The organism is Ihubacter massiliensis (genome assembly GCF_024125305.1).
GTDB classification, from domain to species: domain Bacteria; phylum Bacillota; class Clostridia; order Peptostreptococcales; family Anaerovoracaceae; genus Hominibacterium; species Hominibacterium faecale.
In genome coordinates, this window is record NZ_JAMXVH010000001.1 from 2,141,752 (window position 1) to 2,157,332 (window position 15,581).

At 49.4% G+C, this 15,581-nt stretch carries 13 protein-coding genes and 1 pseudogene; 6 read left to right on the forward strand and 8 right to left on the reverse strand.

Annotation, left to right across the window (positions count from 1 at the left end; translation table 11 throughout):
- Position 1 precedes the first annotated feature (1 nt).
- The 7 genes and pseudogenes from pilM to NIA71_RS20080 form a co-directional block, all read right to left on the reverse strand.
- Positions 2–883 (reverse strand): type IV pilus biogenesis protein PilM, encoded by an 882-nt coding sequence (pilM, locus tag NIA71_RS09935; RefSeq protein ID WP_148396916.1) that lies wholly within the window; start codon positions 881–883, stop codon positions 2–4.
- Positions 884–935: 52 nt separating this feature from the next.
- Complete coding sequence (locus tag NIA71_RS09940; protein ID WP_253020326.1) at positions 936–2,135, reverse strand: type II secretion system F family protein; 1,200 nt, start codon at positions 2,133–2,135, stop codon at positions 936–938.
- Between the two features lie 314 nt (positions 2,136–2,449).
- Positions 2,450–3,229 (reverse strand): prepilin peptidase, encoded by a 780-nt coding sequence (locus NIA71_RS09945; protein ID WP_227755550.1) that lies wholly within the window; start codon positions 3,227–3,229, stop codon positions 2,450–2,452.
- Between the two features lie 115 nt (positions 3,230–3,344).
- Positions 3,345–3,821: a prepilin-type N-terminal cleavage/methylation domain-containing protein gene (locus NIA71_RS09950; RefSeq protein WP_148396919.1), complete on the reverse strand. Its 477-nt coding sequence runs from the start codon at positions 3,819–3,821 to the stop codon at positions 3,345–3,347.
- A 480-nt stretch (positions 3,822–4,301) separates the two neighbouring features.
- Positions 4,302–4,736 (reverse strand): prepilin-type N-terminal cleavage/methylation domain-containing protein, encoded by a 435-nt coding sequence (locus NIA71_RS09955; RefSeq protein ID WP_253020327.1) that lies wholly within the window; start codon positions 4,734–4,736, stop codon positions 4,302–4,304.
- A 317-nt stretch (positions 4,737–5,053) separates the two neighbouring features.
- Positions 5,054–5,476, reverse strand: a complete 423-nt coding sequence (locus tag NIA71_RS09960) for an acyl-CoA thioesterase (protein WP_148396921.1) — start codon at positions 5,474–5,476, stop codon at positions 5,054–5,056.
- Between the two features lie 463 nt (positions 5,477–5,939).
- Positions 5,940–6,967: pseudogene (locus NIA71_RS20080) on the reverse strand (Rpn family recombination-promoting nuclease/putative transposase).
- Between the two features lie 223 nt (positions 6,968–7,190).
- Between NIA71_RS20080 and NIA71_RS09975 the strand changes: the two are divergent.
- Genes NIA71_RS09975 through NIA71_RS09985 form a run of 3 tightly spaced genes read left to right on the forward strand, consistent with a single transcriptional unit; the run spans position 7,191 to position 10,329 of the window.
- On the forward strand, positions 7,191–7,418 hold the full coding sequence (locus NIA71_RS09975; protein ID WP_148396923.1) for a FeoA family protein: 228 nt from the start codon (positions 7,191–7,193) through the stop codon (positions 7,416–7,418).
- Complete coding sequence (feoB, locus tag NIA71_RS09980) at positions 7,418–9,433, forward strand: ferrous iron transport protein B (RefSeq protein WP_253020330.1); 2,016 nt, start codon at positions 7,418–7,420, stop codon at positions 9,431–9,433. The genes NIA71_RS09975 and feoB overlap by 1 nt, the downstream gene beginning before the upstream one ends.
- On the forward strand, positions 9,430–10,329 hold the full coding sequence (locus NIA71_RS09985) for a PhzF family phenazine biosynthesis protein (protein ID WP_253020331.1): 900 nt from the start codon (positions 9,430–9,432) through the stop codon (positions 10,327–10,329). The genes feoB and NIA71_RS09985 overlap by 4 nt, the downstream gene beginning before the upstream one ends.
- A gap of 79 nt (positions 10,330–10,408) precedes the next feature.
- Here NIA71_RS09985 and NIA71_RS09990 read toward each other — a convergent pair whose 3' ends face one another.
- A complete protein-coding gene (locus tag NIA71_RS09990) occupies positions 10,409–10,714 on the reverse strand; it encodes a hypothetical protein (RefSeq protein WP_148396926.1) in 306 nt (101 codons plus the stop codon).
- A 402-nt stretch (positions 10,715–11,116) separates the two neighbouring features.
- Between NIA71_RS09990 and NIA71_RS09995 the strand changes: the two genes are divergently transcribed.
- From NIA71_RS09995 to NIA71_RS10005, 3 genes are read left to right on the forward strand one after another with little or no spacing between them, the layout of a single operon-like run.
- Positions 11,117–11,611, forward strand: a complete 495-nt coding sequence (locus NIA71_RS09995) for a complex I 24 kDa subunit family protein (RefSeq protein ID WP_253020332.1) — start codon at positions 11,117–11,119, stop codon at positions 11,609–11,611.
- Between the two features lie 24 nt (positions 11,612–11,635).
- Complete coding sequence (locus NIA71_RS10000; protein WP_290445988.1) at positions 11,636–13,522, forward strand: NADH-quinone oxidoreductase subunit NuoF; 1,887 nt, start codon at positions 11,636–11,638, stop codon at positions 13,520–13,522.
- A gap of 11 nt (positions 13,523–13,533) precedes the next feature.
- The gene (locus tag NIA71_RS10005; RefSeq protein WP_148396929.1) at positions 13,534–15,276 is read left to right on the forward strand and encodes an NADH-dependent [FeFe] hydrogenase, group A6; all 1,743 of its coding nucleotides are present in this window, start codon (positions 13,534–13,536) and stop codon (positions 15,274–15,276) included.
- Positions 15,277–15,581 lie beyond the last annotated feature (305 nt).

The following is a 15,581-nucleotide window of genomic DNA, read 5'->3' on the forward strand; positions in this document are numbered from 1 at the left end:
TCTATAATAAAGTTCCGATGGCATATACATATTCATCGACCCTGATTCGCTGCTCGCCTGCATCAATCAGCCCCGTTTTATCCCTCAGCAGATCGGTGGGCAGGGAAAATCGTTCTGTAATGTTTTTAAATAAGAAGATCTCATCCCGCCTGCATCCGCAGACATAGATTTTTTTGATTTCCTGGGCATATCCTTCTGTGTGGGAAAACTGCATCAGGTTGGATACCATGCGTTCGATCTCCCCGCTGACAGCCGGCGTGCTCCGCTCGCTGAACAGTCTGGTCCAGTTGGAAATACGGAATACGCCGTTCACGTAAATGCTGGCGTAAAGGCTGCTGCCGTCCAGTGTCAGGAAGATAAAACTGTCCTGGCTGGTTTCCGGCAGAAAGCTGAGCAGCTTGATCTGGCTGTCCAGTCCGGCGCCGATACTTTCCAGTTCAATGCCCAGTTCCTCGAAGATGTTGATATAGGAGCCGATCATTTCCTTCTGGGCCGCGCAGATCAGTGCCAGGTCGCCATCTTGGTCAACCCGAATAATCCGGTAGTCATACAGCATGTCTTCCCTAATCTCTGATTCGGAAAATTCGCCTTTGACCCATTCAAGCAGCTGTCTTTCTGAGATTCGGGGCGCTATGGAAACTTTCGTTAAAATCTGGTCGCCGCCGATGAGCAGCCGTACCTTTCGGTCCAGCATGTCAGGATGCTCTGTCATCAACTGGCGAAAGGACATGATAAAGAGTTCCTCATTGGTGATAACGCCGTTGAGAACCGCGCCTTCCGGCAAATCGATCTGAGCATAGGTGTCGATTACTAGAGAGCCGCTCTTTTTCGCACCGCATACCATTTGCATTTTTTCATTTCCAATATAAATCGCTGTATCCATGTTCTACCTCATTTCCAGGGGTTGTATTTTGAAGTCTGGGATTGCCTTGCTCTTAAGCTCCCGATCCGATGGCATTGTATAAGGTGGGCAGCGGCAGCATGACCGAGATCATGACCGAGCCGATTACTATGGCCATTATGATAATCATCGCCGGTTCCATCAAGGTGGTCATCCTCTGAAGGGCAATTTCTGCATCGTAATCAAAGGTGTCGGCAATGGATTCCAGCATGGAGTCCAGACGCCCAGTTTCTTCACCGATGAGGATGCTGGCCGGCAGCTTATTGTCAATTCCTTGTATTTTTCCGATAGAATCGGATAGGGACTGGCCTTCCCTCACATCGTTGATTAACTGGTCAAACTGACCCGCTATGTAGGTGTTGCCAATCGTATCCCTGGTGTTTTCCAGGGCGTTGATCATGGAAATACCGCTGGAATAGGATGAGCTGAGGGTTCTGGCAAAACGGGAGGTATAGATGGTCCTCAGGAGCTTTCCAACGATGGGAATTCCCAGCTTCTTTTTATCCAGCACCGCTTTGACCCTGGGCCGCGCTACAACTCCGCGAATGACCAGAATCAAAATCAGCACTACGATCAATATGACCAGCCAGTGTTTTTGAATTCCCATGCTCAGTCCCAGCATGAACTGGGTAATGCCCGGTAAAGCCGCATCCATGTCCTGGTACATTTCGAAGAATTTCGGCAGTACGGCCAGAAAAACTACTAACAGAACAACCAGCGTTACCGACATCAATATGATGGGGTATACGGCCGCAGATACGGCTTTCTGGTTGATTTTATGCATTTTTTCGAAGTGGTCTGCCATCTTCTTGGAGGTGACATCCATGCCGCCTGTGCTTTCGCTGGCTTTATACATGTTGATCAGAAGATCAGGAAACACGTTTCCCTGCTCGGCCATGGCTTCCGACAGCATCATGCCCTTTTGCAAGTCCCGGTACAAGTCTGTATAGACTTTTTTGATCTGCGGCTTGACGTCGCGCTGCGCCATGATGCTGATGGCCCGGATAAGAGGAACACCGGAGCTGATCATCATTCCCAGCTCTCTGCAGAATTCCGCCAGTTGTTTTGCTTTCATCTTTTTGGCGTTCTGCTTGTCTTTTGCCTCCTGGCAGGAAATCAGGAAAATCCCCTGTTCTCTCAAGTCGGCTCTGAGGGCCGCCGGGTCCGCCGCCTGCGCGGTGCCTTTTACTGCTTTTCCATTTTGTCTTGCTGCTTTAAATTGATATGCAGGCACAGTCTTTCTCCTCTCGTGCTCGTGTACTGGCCGGTTTGTACAGGCCGGCCCGGCCTGGCTGAATCTATTTCTTACACGAATTTTATGATTTTTAATCAAATTCGTGTAATTTTTAAGGCTGGCGGGGCCGGATTTTGCAAAATTCGTTCAATATGCCAAAATTCGCAGATTTTGGGCCCGCGAACCCGCAAAATTTACACGAATTATGCCAGTTATTGCCCGTTTTCATTATGGTAAACCACTCCCTCAGCGATCCTGCGTGCTCTGCGATGATGCAATGGTGCGGTCAGCAGGCAGCCCGTTTCAGCCGGACACTACGCCAGGTTAAATATGCTCAAATAGCTGTCGATCAGGATGGTTCCCGCAAATAATGCTATGATAATTCCAAGGCTTAAAAAAGGGCCGAATGCGAAATGGTCCTTTTTTCCTTTTTTCTTTGCGATCAGCAGATAGGCGCCGTAGATGCCTCCTGTGATCAGGGCGATCAGCGCCGCCGCCAGCATTTGCTGCCATCCCAGCATCAGGCCGCAGGCCGCGCAGAGTTTGATGTCGCCGCCGCCGAAGCTGTCTTTGATGATCAGGTTCATCAGCACCATGGGAAGCGAAATCTCCGCCATTCCAATCAGCGCAGACAGCCATGTGATGTTCCGAAACCAAATCAGACTGACCAGGGCCAGAAGCAGCAGGGCCAGCACCAGTCCGTTGGGAATTTCCATGGTGTCGATGTCGATGAAGGCAATTACCAAAAGGATGCAGGAACAAGCAAAAACCACTGCCGCTTGCCAGGTAAGTCCGAAGCGGCAGACGCTGCACAGCGCCAGCGCTCCGCCCAACAGTTCGATGAGTGGGTAGCGAAAGGATATTTTGTTCCCGCAGTAACGGCATTTCCCTCTGAGAAAAAGGAAGCTGACTACAGGTACCAGGTCGATGGCTTTCAGCTCATGTCCGCAGGCCGGGCAAAAGGATCGGCCTTTTGCAAAATTCAGCTTTTCTGGTATGCGGTATATGAGGACATTTAGGAAACTTCCGATGCAGATTCCCGCGATCAGAACGAATCCGTATATGACTGCGTATGCGATGTATAGTTGCGCCATGTAACCCTCTTTTCCATTCGTTTTAAATTTGGTCGTTTTGCTTTTTTGCTGCCTGTTCTGAAAGTGCAGGTACATCGTGTTCGTTCGACAAAAACTGCGTTCTTCTTATTTTATCCTAATTTGGCGTTACGGTAAACCCTGCTTCGTAAGTATTTTGACCCGATCCGCCTGCCTGGGCATGGTAAGTTATGGTGACATCTTCTGTTTTGTAGGTGAAGTTGTCAACTTTATAATCTTTCAGCATGATTACACCTACCATATCGCGTTTATCCGAGAGCTCCGCCAATTCCAGAATCTCGGTCTTGATTGGCCTCAAGTATTGTCGATCGTCATCAATTATAAAAGTACTGCCTTTTATCATAGAACTGGGGTCGCCAGCAGCTTCCGAGGCGATGGTCTGAGTAGCAATCAAAATATTCCTGGCTTCCGCAATAGCCGTCTTTTCATTGGCTTTCTTAATCCATCCGATCATTGTTGGTACTAGAATTGCTGCCAAAATCGCCAAGATTACCAGCACGACAATAACTTCGACTAATGTGAATCCTTTTGCTTTGTTGTTCCATTTTCTGTTTTTCATGATTTTTCCGTTCATATTATGAGGCTCTATGCTATTTGCCTGCCAGCATTCGGCTGGCAGGGTCCCTTTGGGAAGGGGGACCGTCCAGCTAACCCCTTCCTGAAGAATGCGCATATTTGTTATAAACATTGAAAATTTATTGTTTTTTGTATCTTTTACCAATCGTTTCAGCCCCTGACTAGAGCAAATTCAGGCCAAATTCGTCCTCTGCGGAAGTTTTCTGACTTTTAATGCCTGAGCGTCTTGAAATTTGATACAAAAACCAGATATTTTTTCACTTTTTGTATCGCCCTGGTAGATATGGAATTCCCCTTAAAGGCAGGTTTCTGCCTTCCGGCAGAAACCCACCACATTACTTCCAATCCGGCCCCTTCCCCAATGGGGCCTTCCTCATTCCCTCTACATGCAGAAAAGGCTGCCGCCTGGCGATCTTCATCGCTGGTTGCGGCAGCCTTTGGCTTTTACTGACTTAAACCTTTATTTTCAAAATACGACTTAATTATCTGTTATGACGAATTTTTTATCCCCTTTTTCATCTCCATTGTATGTAACTTTATATTTATTTGTTGAATCGATATAAGTAAAACTTTTTACTTTTCCCTTAGCATCAGTTACGATATTCGTTGCCAACGTCCCTTCAACTTCCGACAACGCCATAATTTCTTTTCCTGCAGCCTCTTCCGACGTTATTGCACCACCTGACAGTGTATTTGAATTCTCAGATACAATAGTCTGCGCCGCCAGTTCAACGCTTCTTGCCTCAACAATAGCCGTTTTCTTATTGGCCTTATTAATCCATCCAATCATGGTCGGTATCAAAATCGCCGCCAAGATCGCCAGGATAACCAGCACTACAATAACCTCGACCAAGGTAAAACCTTTTTTATTCTTCTTCAGGTCATTTCTTTTCTTATTTACTAATTCAAACATTTTGGAATTCTCCCCTCTCCGCTCACTAATAATAATGTATTCCGTTTGGTTACAAGTCATTATAACTCCGCATCATTTAATTTACAACACTCTTCGACACTTTTTTCATAGGGCTGGCGGTTGGAAGCTCGTTATTAGCCAAAAGTTACACGCATCTCTCGCACAGCTGTAACGGTTGAGCAGCTATACCTGTCCAACTGTTACATATTTAAGTCTATTCATTACATTATAACGTTGAACCACAAAAAAAGGTTACATGGAACTAAATGTTACCATGCAACCCGTTTTCCGTAAAAACTGCCCTTTTTCTAAATCACCTACTTCACCTTTAGCGCCCGCTCCCTCAAAGCCGCCTCTTCCTCATTTTCCGGCTCATCCAAAACAATGCCATGGAGCCGTTTTTTCTTAGTATCCGGTTCTACACACACAAAGGTCACGAACCCTTCTACATTCTGTCCTGAGTCGATCTCGCACAACGCCTTCACATGAACCATCAGGCTTGTGTTTCCAGTCTTTACGATCCGACTGTGGATGGTGAGGATATCCCCCTTTTGAACCGGCTTTTTAAAGGTAAACCCATGTACATTGACGCACAGAACATCCTGCGGCCGGCCGTGAGTGGCCGCTGCTGCGATAAAGGCCGCTTCAACCAGCCATTCCGCCGTCCTCCCAGCAAACAGCGTACCGTGGTGGTTCAGGTCCTCTGACTTTATTAAATGCGATATTTTATACTCTTTCATAATATTACCCTCCTGAAAATTTTCGTGTTACCTCATTATAATCAATTGCGGTCAAAAAGAAAGTACATATATAGGTATACAATATATTTATTCCATCCGGCCACTTTGTCAGCAAATGGTTTTTCCGGGCCTGCTTTCATATTCGGAAACGTTATTCGCGCTTTGCGCTCACTTTCACAAGGCAACCTTTTTTAAAGCCTAGGAAATGCTACGCATTCGATATCTCCCAGACTATAATAAAGTCGGTTTCGCCGATTCTTAGAAGAAGTAGGCTTCATTGATAATCCGGAAATATCGCTGCCTATTTCCTACGTATTAAAAAAAGCAACCAGCTTCGGCGGCTTTGCCGTGCTGCTTGCTTAAAAGTGGGTACTTTTAAACTTTGTATTTTACTTCCTCATCGAAGAATCTTGGTCTGCCCAAATGATGCCGGTCCCACCCGGCGGCAGATTTGATCAGCCTTTTAACCAGGCTTCGACCGTTTCCAGAGATAGCTTTGCCATCCTGGCGATTTGCTGTCTTTCCATGCCGCTGGCAGCCAGATTCCGCACCAGCTCTTTCTGACCTTCTTCCTTTCCTGTGAAATCCCTTGCAAGATTCCCTGTGATATTCCTTGTGATATTCCTTCTGAGATCCCTTGCGAGATTCCCTGGGCAAGTCCTTCCTTCTGTCCATCCTCAAACGCCTGAGCCAGGCCTTTCTTTAACTGTACTTCACGGCAGTGCTGCTGTAAGCGGAATTTGTCCCTCGCAATCGCCTGCTCACGGACGATCTCGTCGGCCGTGGCCTTTCGCAATAGTTTTTCCGTCATGGCAATCTCCTTTCCTCCCTGACTTCGCAGATCCTCCAGATACTCCCGGCAAGCCGCATCTCCTGCGCAGCGCAGGTATTCCAGATAACGCTCCAGCTTCGTCAGCTCGCCCGCCGTTTTCTTCCGGCCTGGGTTGACTTTGGGCAGCTCCAAATAATGCAGTTCCACCAGCTCCGTCAACACAAAGTTCTCCCGCTCTTCTTTGAAAAGAAACTTGCTGGCATACTGGTCCGTCTGCGGAAACAGGCAAAAATCCACGATAAAGATACTGATGGTTTTCTTTATCTTAACATACTCTCGCCCGATTCCAATGCCTGGGTGATCATTCCGCCATGATAATAGATGTTACGGTGAATAAAGTCCGCATCGTAGAGAAGATGAATTTCCAGATCCAGGAGTTCACCCTGCTCCGTTTCTGCTTTAATGTCCAGGATGGATTCTTTTTGCGTTTCGTTTTCCCGAACATTGAAAGGATTCTTGTAGATGATCGCCGTAATGGGATTGTCTTTCCGGTCCAGAATGAGATTGAGCACGGCAATCAACGCCTGTTTGCATTCCTCATCTTCCCGGCCATAGACGGCTTTGAACAAAAGATCGTTTTTTAAATTGAGTGCGATATGTAAGCCCCCCTTTCTGAATTGGTATATTTTTACTTTAACATCATTTCCATATTTTGTCAATTAATAAATGTAATATACTACCATTTTTGTCGCAAACAAAGCGCCGATATGTCCCTGCCTGTGACCAGGTCCTGGGGAATGAAGGTTTTATGGAAAAGGCTTTGGATGTAGCAACTGATATTTCCTGTATTATAAAAAGAAGCCTCTGCATTGACTTTTGCACACATATTCATTATAGTGTTAGCATAAATTTACTACAAACGAGTAAAGGAATAAAACACACATGACATTGGACAAACTTGAGCCTGGAAAAAAAGGCTATATCGTCTCTGTTGGAGGCGAAGGCGCGCTCAGAAGACGCCTGCTCGATCTGGGGCTTACCCCCAAAACGATCGTATTGGTACGAAAAGTCGCTCCGCTGGGCGATCCCATAGAAATATTTTTAAGAGGCTATGAATTGACTCTACGCAGGGAAGAAGCCGCACGGATCGAAGTGGCAGAGGTGCAATAATGGCAATTGACATTGCACTCATCGGAAACCCCGGCTGCGGGCTGACCACCCTTTTCAACCAAATGACCGGCGGCGCAGTTCACGCAGGTCATTTTTCCACGCCGGAGAACAAAACCAAAGAAGGTCCCGTTAAGGGCCACAAAGATGTAAACCTGATTGAGCTTCCGGGTACCTATTCCCTTTCCGCATATTCCATCGATGATGTAGCAACCAGAGAAATTTTGCTTCAGGGAAAGCCGGATGTAATCGTCAACGTAATCGACGCAGCCAGCTTTGAGCGCAACCTCTACCTGACCCTCCAGCTGATGGAGCTGGAGCTGCCTATGGTACTGGCTCTCAATATGATGGATGAAATGGAAAATAACAAAATTGATATCGACTTGCAAAGACTTTCACAGCAGTTGACCATTCCGGTCATTCCCATCTCTGCCATCCGTAACCGGGGCACCCACGACCTGATTCATTACGCCCTGGAAGCTGCCAAAGAGCATCATGTGCCGCAAAAGATCGACTTTTGCTCCGGGCACGTTCATACCGCGATTCACACCGTCAGCCATTTGATTGCAGCGGATGCGGAAAAAGCTCAGCTCCCTTTAAGGTTTTGCTGCACCAAGATCGTCGAGGGCGATGCTCCCACGCTGAAAGCACTCCAGCTGGGAGATCCGGAGCTGGACATCATCGACCACCTCATTGAAGATATGCAGAATCATCTGGGCACAGATCGGGAAGCGGCAATGGCCGATATGCGCTACGCATTTATCGAAAAGCTGTGCAAAAAAGTACTGAGCCGGCCGGTGCAGAGCACGAAGGAGCATGCGCGATCCGTCCGCATGGACAGGGTTCTCACCCATCGGATTTTCGCCATCCCCATCTTTCTGTGCATCATGCTATTAGTCTTTTATTTTACATTCGGCTCCCTTGGAACCTGGCTCAGTGACTGGCTTTCGGCCGGGATCGATAAGTGCGTGGGCGTTATCAGCTATGGACTTTTGAGCGCCGGGGTCAATCCGGCGTTTCACTCCCTGGTGATCGATGGAATTTGCGCCGGGGTGGGCAGCGTCCTGTCCTTCCTGCCCATCATCGCTGTGCTGTTTTTCTTTCTGTCCATTCTGGAGGACAGCGGATACATGCCCCGGGTCGCCTTTGTAATGGACAAACTGCTGCGCAAGATGGGGCTGTCGGGACGCTCCATCGTACCCATGCTCATCGGGTTCGGCTGTTCTGTACCGGCGATCATGGCTACCAGGTCTTTGCCCAGCAAGCGGGACCGCAGTCTGACCATGGCTTTGATCCCCTTCATGTCCTGCAGCGCAAAGCTGCCCATTTACGCCATGTTTACAGCCGCTTTCTTTACCGATCACAAAGCGCTGGTCATGATCGGCTTGTACGTGACAGGGATCATCGTCGCCATCGTCTGCGCTCTGTCTTTTAAAGGAACGATTTTTCAAGGCGATCCGGTACCGTTCGTGCTGGTGCTTCCGCCTTATCGGATTCCTGCCATGAAAAGCGTGGCCCTGCGCATGTGGGAAAATGTGAAAGGGTTTATCAAGAAAGCCTTTACCGTCATTTTTATCGCCACCATTGTAATCTGGTTTCTCCAAAGCTTTGACACCGGTTTTAACATGGTGGAAAGCAGCGACACCAGCATTCTGGCGGACATCGGCAAGGCGGCGGCTCCCATCTTCGCGCCGCTGGGTTTCGGCGACTGGCGCGCGGCCACGGCTTTGATTACCGGAATGTCTGCCAAGGAAGCGGTCGTCAGTACCCTGGCTGTTCTCACCGGGGCTTCGGAAGGGGCGAACCTCACAGCCATGCTGACGCAGGTATTTACGCCCTTATCCGCCTTCGCCTTTTTGGTTTTCTGCCTGCTGTACATGCCCTGCGTTGCGACTCTGGCAACCATCCGCAGAGAAATGGGCGGCTGGCGCTATGCGATTGGCGTCGTTTGTTTCCAGTGCGCTGTGGCCTGGATTGTGTCCTTCATAATCTTTCGCGTGGGAGGTTTGTTCCTATGAAATTTTACATTGTAGATGCTTTTACCGAGGAGCTGTTCGGCGGCAATCCGGCCGGCGTGGTCATTCTGGAGGAAGGCTGTGAATTCCCCAGCGATTCGATTATGCAAAAAACAGCGGCAGAGCTGCGTTATTCGGAAACGGCTTTCATTAAGCCGCTGGTCCCGGACCAGTTTCAGCTCCGTTACTTCACTCCTGTCGCAGAGGTGGAATTGTGCGGTCATGCTACCATCGCTTCTTTTGCTGCGCTGGCAGCTGCCGGGCTGACCGGATTCAATGCGCAGATTTGCACGGCCAGAACTTTGGCCGGCGACTTGCGGATCAAGCTTGATCAAGGGCTGGTCATGATGGAAATGGGTGCGCCCCAATGCCTGGGAAAGATACAAGCGCCTGGGGAGCTGGAGGAACTTTACTCAACGATGGGGCTTACCTGGCCTGTACAGGTCGCTTCGCTGGAAAGCATTGATGCAGTCCTGCTGCCACAAATCATCTCCACTGGGCTTCCCGATATTATACTGCCGGTAAAGGATCGCAGCACTCTGAACGGCATGCAGCCGAATTTCCCGGCTCTGATCAAGCTGTCGCAAAACTATCAGGTCACGGGTGTTCACGCTTTTGCTTTGGACGGATGCAGCTCCGAAGTTACTGCTCATTGCAGAAATTTTGCGCCGCTTTTCGGCATTGATGAAGAAGCTGCAACCGGTACTGCAAGCGGTGCTCTGACCCATTATCTGTACACTCACCAACTGATCACGAGAGGCCAGAGCTGCACCTTTATTCAGGGTGAAGCCATAAAGCGACCTTCCAAGATTCGGGCTTGTGTCGATCCGCAGGACGACCGCCTGATCCGAGTCGGCGGCCGCGCAAAGATTCTTGCGCAAGGGATGATTCATCTTTAGATGTTAGTGTGCTTGCCCGGGGAGTTGAAGCCGAATTGCTTCCAACTCCCCGGAAATTTTTTATAAAAACTTTTCTTTTTTACGCAAAGTTGTGGACTTGCCGGGCCTGTGATGGAGAAAAAGCCCATCTGGCTGTTAAAAGCCCATTGTAAGCGGCCGCATCCCTTGAAAACTGCGTAAATTCCCCGTTATTTTGTTCTTTTTTTCGCAACCCGCCCCATTCCCGCGTTTCTGCTTCTTCCCAACGAAAGCAAACAACTCTCCTCTGTTGAGCGAACAGTTCACTTCCCCATCCCGCAGCCAGCCGGCTGCCTCCCAGCTTACCGATCCTCTGCCGGCGGCCAATCCCGCCAATCGTCGCCGAGGCCTCCTTCTGGGCCTTCATTGCGATGTTTTTTAATCGTCAGAAACGAAAAAAAGTTCCATCAGCGATAATTTCACCTTGGTTTTATGCGGATTGGCGGCGAAAAAGGCTCTAAATTACCCCCAAACAGCACCAGAAAAGCACGATCACGATAATCAACCCTGTTTTGCATCTCCCCGCCAATTCCGCGCCAGTCAAGCCAACTCGCGGCGCCGCCCATTTGACCCCACAGCTCGACAAATCCCCCCAAATTTTGTATACAGTATCTTCTTTTATTGACAGAAACGTATCAAATATGATAAAATTTCTTAATGTCAATACATTTTATGCATATTTTAGACGAGAGACAAAATGAAATATGCGCACTCACCTCGGTTTTATGTTTTATTTATGCTTTATTTATGTTGAAAGGAGCACTTTATCATGACCACAAATTGCGCCGGCTGTGCCGAAGCAACAGAAAAGGCGGCTGAGCTCAAAAAGATCATTGCCAAGTACAAGGACACCCGCGGAGCACTGATCCCTGTTCTTCATGAGGCCCAGGAAGTCTACGGCTACCTGCCTCTGGATGTGCAGCGAGAGATTTCGCTGGGACTTGACATACCTTTGGCAGAGGTCTATGGAGTCGTCAGCTTTTACACCCAGTTTTCCATCAATCCCAAAGGGAAGTTCCGGATTAATGTCTGCATGGGAACAGCTTGCTACGTAAAAGGCGCCAACGAAATTCTGGACAAATTCAAAACAAGGCTTTCCATAGACGTCGGAGACTGTACCGACGATCAGAAGTTTTCTCTGGATGCATGCCGCTGCATCGGTGCATGCGGACTGGCACCCGTTGTTACAATCAACGATGAAGTCTACGGCAAACTCACGGCCGACGATGTAGACGATATTCTTGACAAATACGAAGATAAATAACGGATTGCAAAAGGAGAAACGATCATGATTAGAAACATTGAAGAACTAAATGCTTTAAAAGACCGTGCCCTAGGCCAACTCACTGTACGCCTGGACCGCACGGAAAATCCGTCTCCTGAAGGCGGCAAAATACATATTCTGGTCTGCGGCGTTGCCGGATGCGCATCTTCCGGTTCCCTGAAGGTAGCCGCAGCCATCGAAGACGAAATCAAAAAAAATAATCTGGGCGCTGATGTAAAGGTCATTAAGACTGGCTGTTTCGGTCTCTGCGCCGAAGGACCGATCATGATGATCTGCCCGGAACACGTCATGTACACAAAAGTTACGCCGGAAGATGTACCCGAAATCTTCGAAAGCCACATCAAAGAAGGCAAACTTGTAACGAGACTGCTGGCCGGCGAAAAGGAATACGAAGAGATTGAGGATCGCCTTCCGCAAATTCCCTTCTTTGCCATGCAGAAACGTATCGCCCTCAATAATTGCGGAATCATCGACCCGGAAAAGATTGATGAATACATCGCCTTGGACGGCTATCAGGCCCTCGCCAAGGTGTTAAACGAATACGAGCCGGACGAAGTTATCGACGAAATCAAAAAGTCCGGTCTGCGCGGCCGAGGCGGCGGCGGCTTTCCTACCGGACGCAAATGGGAATCTTCAGCAGTCGTTCACGAACACGAAAAATATGTAATCTGCAATGCGGACGAAGGCGATCCAGGCGCATTCATGGACCGCTCCATCCTGGAGGGAGATCCCCATTCCGTTATCGAAGCAATGATTATCAACGGCTATGCGGTGGGCGCTAACCAGGGATACATCTACGTGCGCGCCGAGTATCCAGTAGCAGTAAAACGCCTGGGCGTTGCCATTAAACAGGCGGAAGAATACGGATTCCTGGGCAACAACATCCTCGGAAAAGGATTCAACTTTAACCTGGAAGTCCGGCTGGGAGCAGGAGCTTTCGTATGCGGCGAAGGAAGCGCTCTCATGACTTCCATTGAAGGCAGGCGGGGCGAACCTCGTCCCAAACCCCCCAGATCAGCGGAAAAGGGCTTATGGAAAAAGCCGACCGTTCTCAATAACGTGGAAACCTATGCCAACATACCGCAAATCATCCGCAAGGGCGCGGACTGGTTCAATGGCATCGGAACAGAAAAATCCAAAGGCACCAAGGTTTTTGCCCTCGGCGGCAAAATCAATAATATTGGTCTGGTAGAGGTTCCCATGGGAACCACACTTCGCCAGATCGTTTACGATATCGGCGGCGGAATTCCCGACGGCGGTACCTTCAAAGCCGCTCAGACAGGCGGGCCTTCCGGCGGCTGTCTGCCGGCAGAACACTTGGATGTTCCCATCGATTATGATTCACTTACCAATCTGGGATCGATGATGGGATCCGGCGGTTTGATCGTCATGGACGAGCACACCTGCATGGTAGACCTGGCTAGATTCTTTCTCGACTTTACGGTAGATGAATCCTGCGGAAAATGTCCGCCATGCCGGATCGGAACAAAGCGTATGCATGAGATCCTCGTGCGGATCACGGAAGGAAAAGGGACCCTGGAAGATCTGGATAAGCTGGAGGTTCTGGCCAGAAACATTAAAGCATCCGCTCTGTGCGGACTGGGCCAGAGCGCTCCCAATCCAGTGCTTTCCACATTAAAATATTTCAGAGATGAATATGTGGCTCACGTTGTAGATAAGAAGTGTCCGGCCGGCGTCTGCGTATCCATGATCAAATACAAAATCGATACCGACGTATGTAAGCGCTGCGGCATCTGTAAGAAAGGATGCCCGGCCGAGTGTATTTCGGGGGACAAGAACACGCCGTTTGCTATTGATCAGGATAAATGCGTCAAGTGCGGTGTCTGTATGGAAAAATGCCCGTTCAAGGCAATACTTAAGAACGCGTAAAGGAGGAGCAAATGAACAAAGTTCATATTACAATAGACGGAATCCGGCTGTATGTGCCGGAGAACTATACGATCCTGCAGGCCGCAAAGGAAGTAAACATTACCATCCCTACCCTGTGCTTTCTGAAGGATATTAATGAAATCGGCTGCTGCCGCATGTGCGTTGTGGAAGTCAAAGGGTCCAAAGCCCTGCAGGCCGCCTGCGTGCACCCGGTCAGAGAAGGCATGGAAGTTTTTACCCATACGCCCAAGGTCATGGAAGCGAGAAAGGTCAACCTGGAGCTGATCCTTTCCAACCACGATGCCATGTGCCAGACCTGCACCAGAAGCTGGATGGACTGTGAACTGCAGACCCTGGCCAACAAACTTTCGGTGGAAAACGTCCGCTTTGAGGGCGACCGCAAGCGTCTGCCTCTGGACATCGGTGTTTCCATCGTCCGCGACCCTAATAAATGTATCCTCTGCAGAAGATGCATCGGTGCCTGCAAGAATATCCAGACCGTAGGCGTAATCGACACCATGAACCGCGGTTTTGATACGGTAATCGGTTCGCCTTTCGGCATGAAACTGGAAGATACGCCATGCACCAACTGCGGCCAGTGCATCAACGTCTGCCCGGTGGCCGCCCTCCACGAAAAGGGAGATACGGACCGGGTATGGGAAGCGCTCAACGATCCCAAGAAACACGTTGTTGTGCAGACAGCACCCGCCGTTCGGGTTGCTCTGGGCGAAGAGTTCAACATGAACATTGGCGAGTCGGTCACCGGAAAAATGGTCACTGCTCTGCGCATGCTGGGCTTTGATAAAGTCTTTGATACTGATACGGCTGCCGATCTGACCATCATGGAGGAAGGGGCCGAACTGATCGACCGCATCCGCGGAGGCGGCAAGCTGCCGCTGATCACCTCCTGCTCGCCGGGCTGGATTAAGTTCTGCGAACACAACTTCCCGGATATGCTGGGCAATGTGTCCAGCTGCAAATCGCCTCATCAAATGTTCGGGGCGGTTCTCAAAAGTTATTACGCAGAAAAAGAAGGCATTAACCCGGATGACATTTTCGTTGTTTCCGTTATGCCCTGCACAGCGAAAAAGTTCGAAGCTGCCAGACCGGAAATGCAGGTTGACGGACGCGCGGATGTCGATGTGGTGCTGACCACCAGGGAGCTGGGCAAAATGATTTACGACGTAGGTATCGACTTCCCGGATCTGGGAGACAGCGACTTTGACAATCCGTTTGGAGAAGCCACCGGAGCCGGCGTTATCTTCGGAACCACCGGCGGCGTTATGGAAGCTGCCCTGAGAACAGTTTCCGATCTGCTCACAGGAACTTCTGCCGACAACATTGAGTACGAAGAAGTCCGCGGTCTGGAAGGCATCAAGATTGCCAAGGTTCAGATCGCTGATCTGGAAGTCCGTGCTGCTGTGGCCCACGGTCTGGGCAATGCCAGAAAACTGATGGAAGCCATCCGCAGCGGAGAAACCTTCCATTTTATCGAAATCATGGCTTGTCCCGGCGGCTGCATCAACGGCGGCGGCCAGCCTCTGCAGCTGTCGGATGTGCGCAACTGGGTGGACATTAAGGCGGAACGTGCAAAATCCTTGTACCAGGAGGACCGCAAGATGTTTATCCGTAAATCCCACAACAACCCGGCTGTCAAAAAACTATATAAGGAATACCTGGGCATGGCTGGCGGAAAGCAATCCCACAGACTGCTCCACACTCACTACACCCCGAGAAAGAATTACGAGGACTAAGCCAATTCGCCTCGCAAATCATACAATATGGCGCCTCTGGCGCAACCCTTCAAGAGACCGGATTGTATCCGGTCTCTTTTCCTGTTTGATTCTGGCCGGAGCAGCGGGGCCCCGGAGGTCGATGCCCGGAAAACTTGTTTAAAATTTTTTATTTTTTACGCGAAGTTATGGGCTCGCTGGACCTGGTTTCAGCAAAAATCAGAGATTCCCGCTTCAAGTCGAATCCCAGACGGCTCAATCGTTGAAAACCGCGTAAATTTTAGATTTATTTTTCAGTTTTTACCCAAAGAGCCCCATTTCCTCAA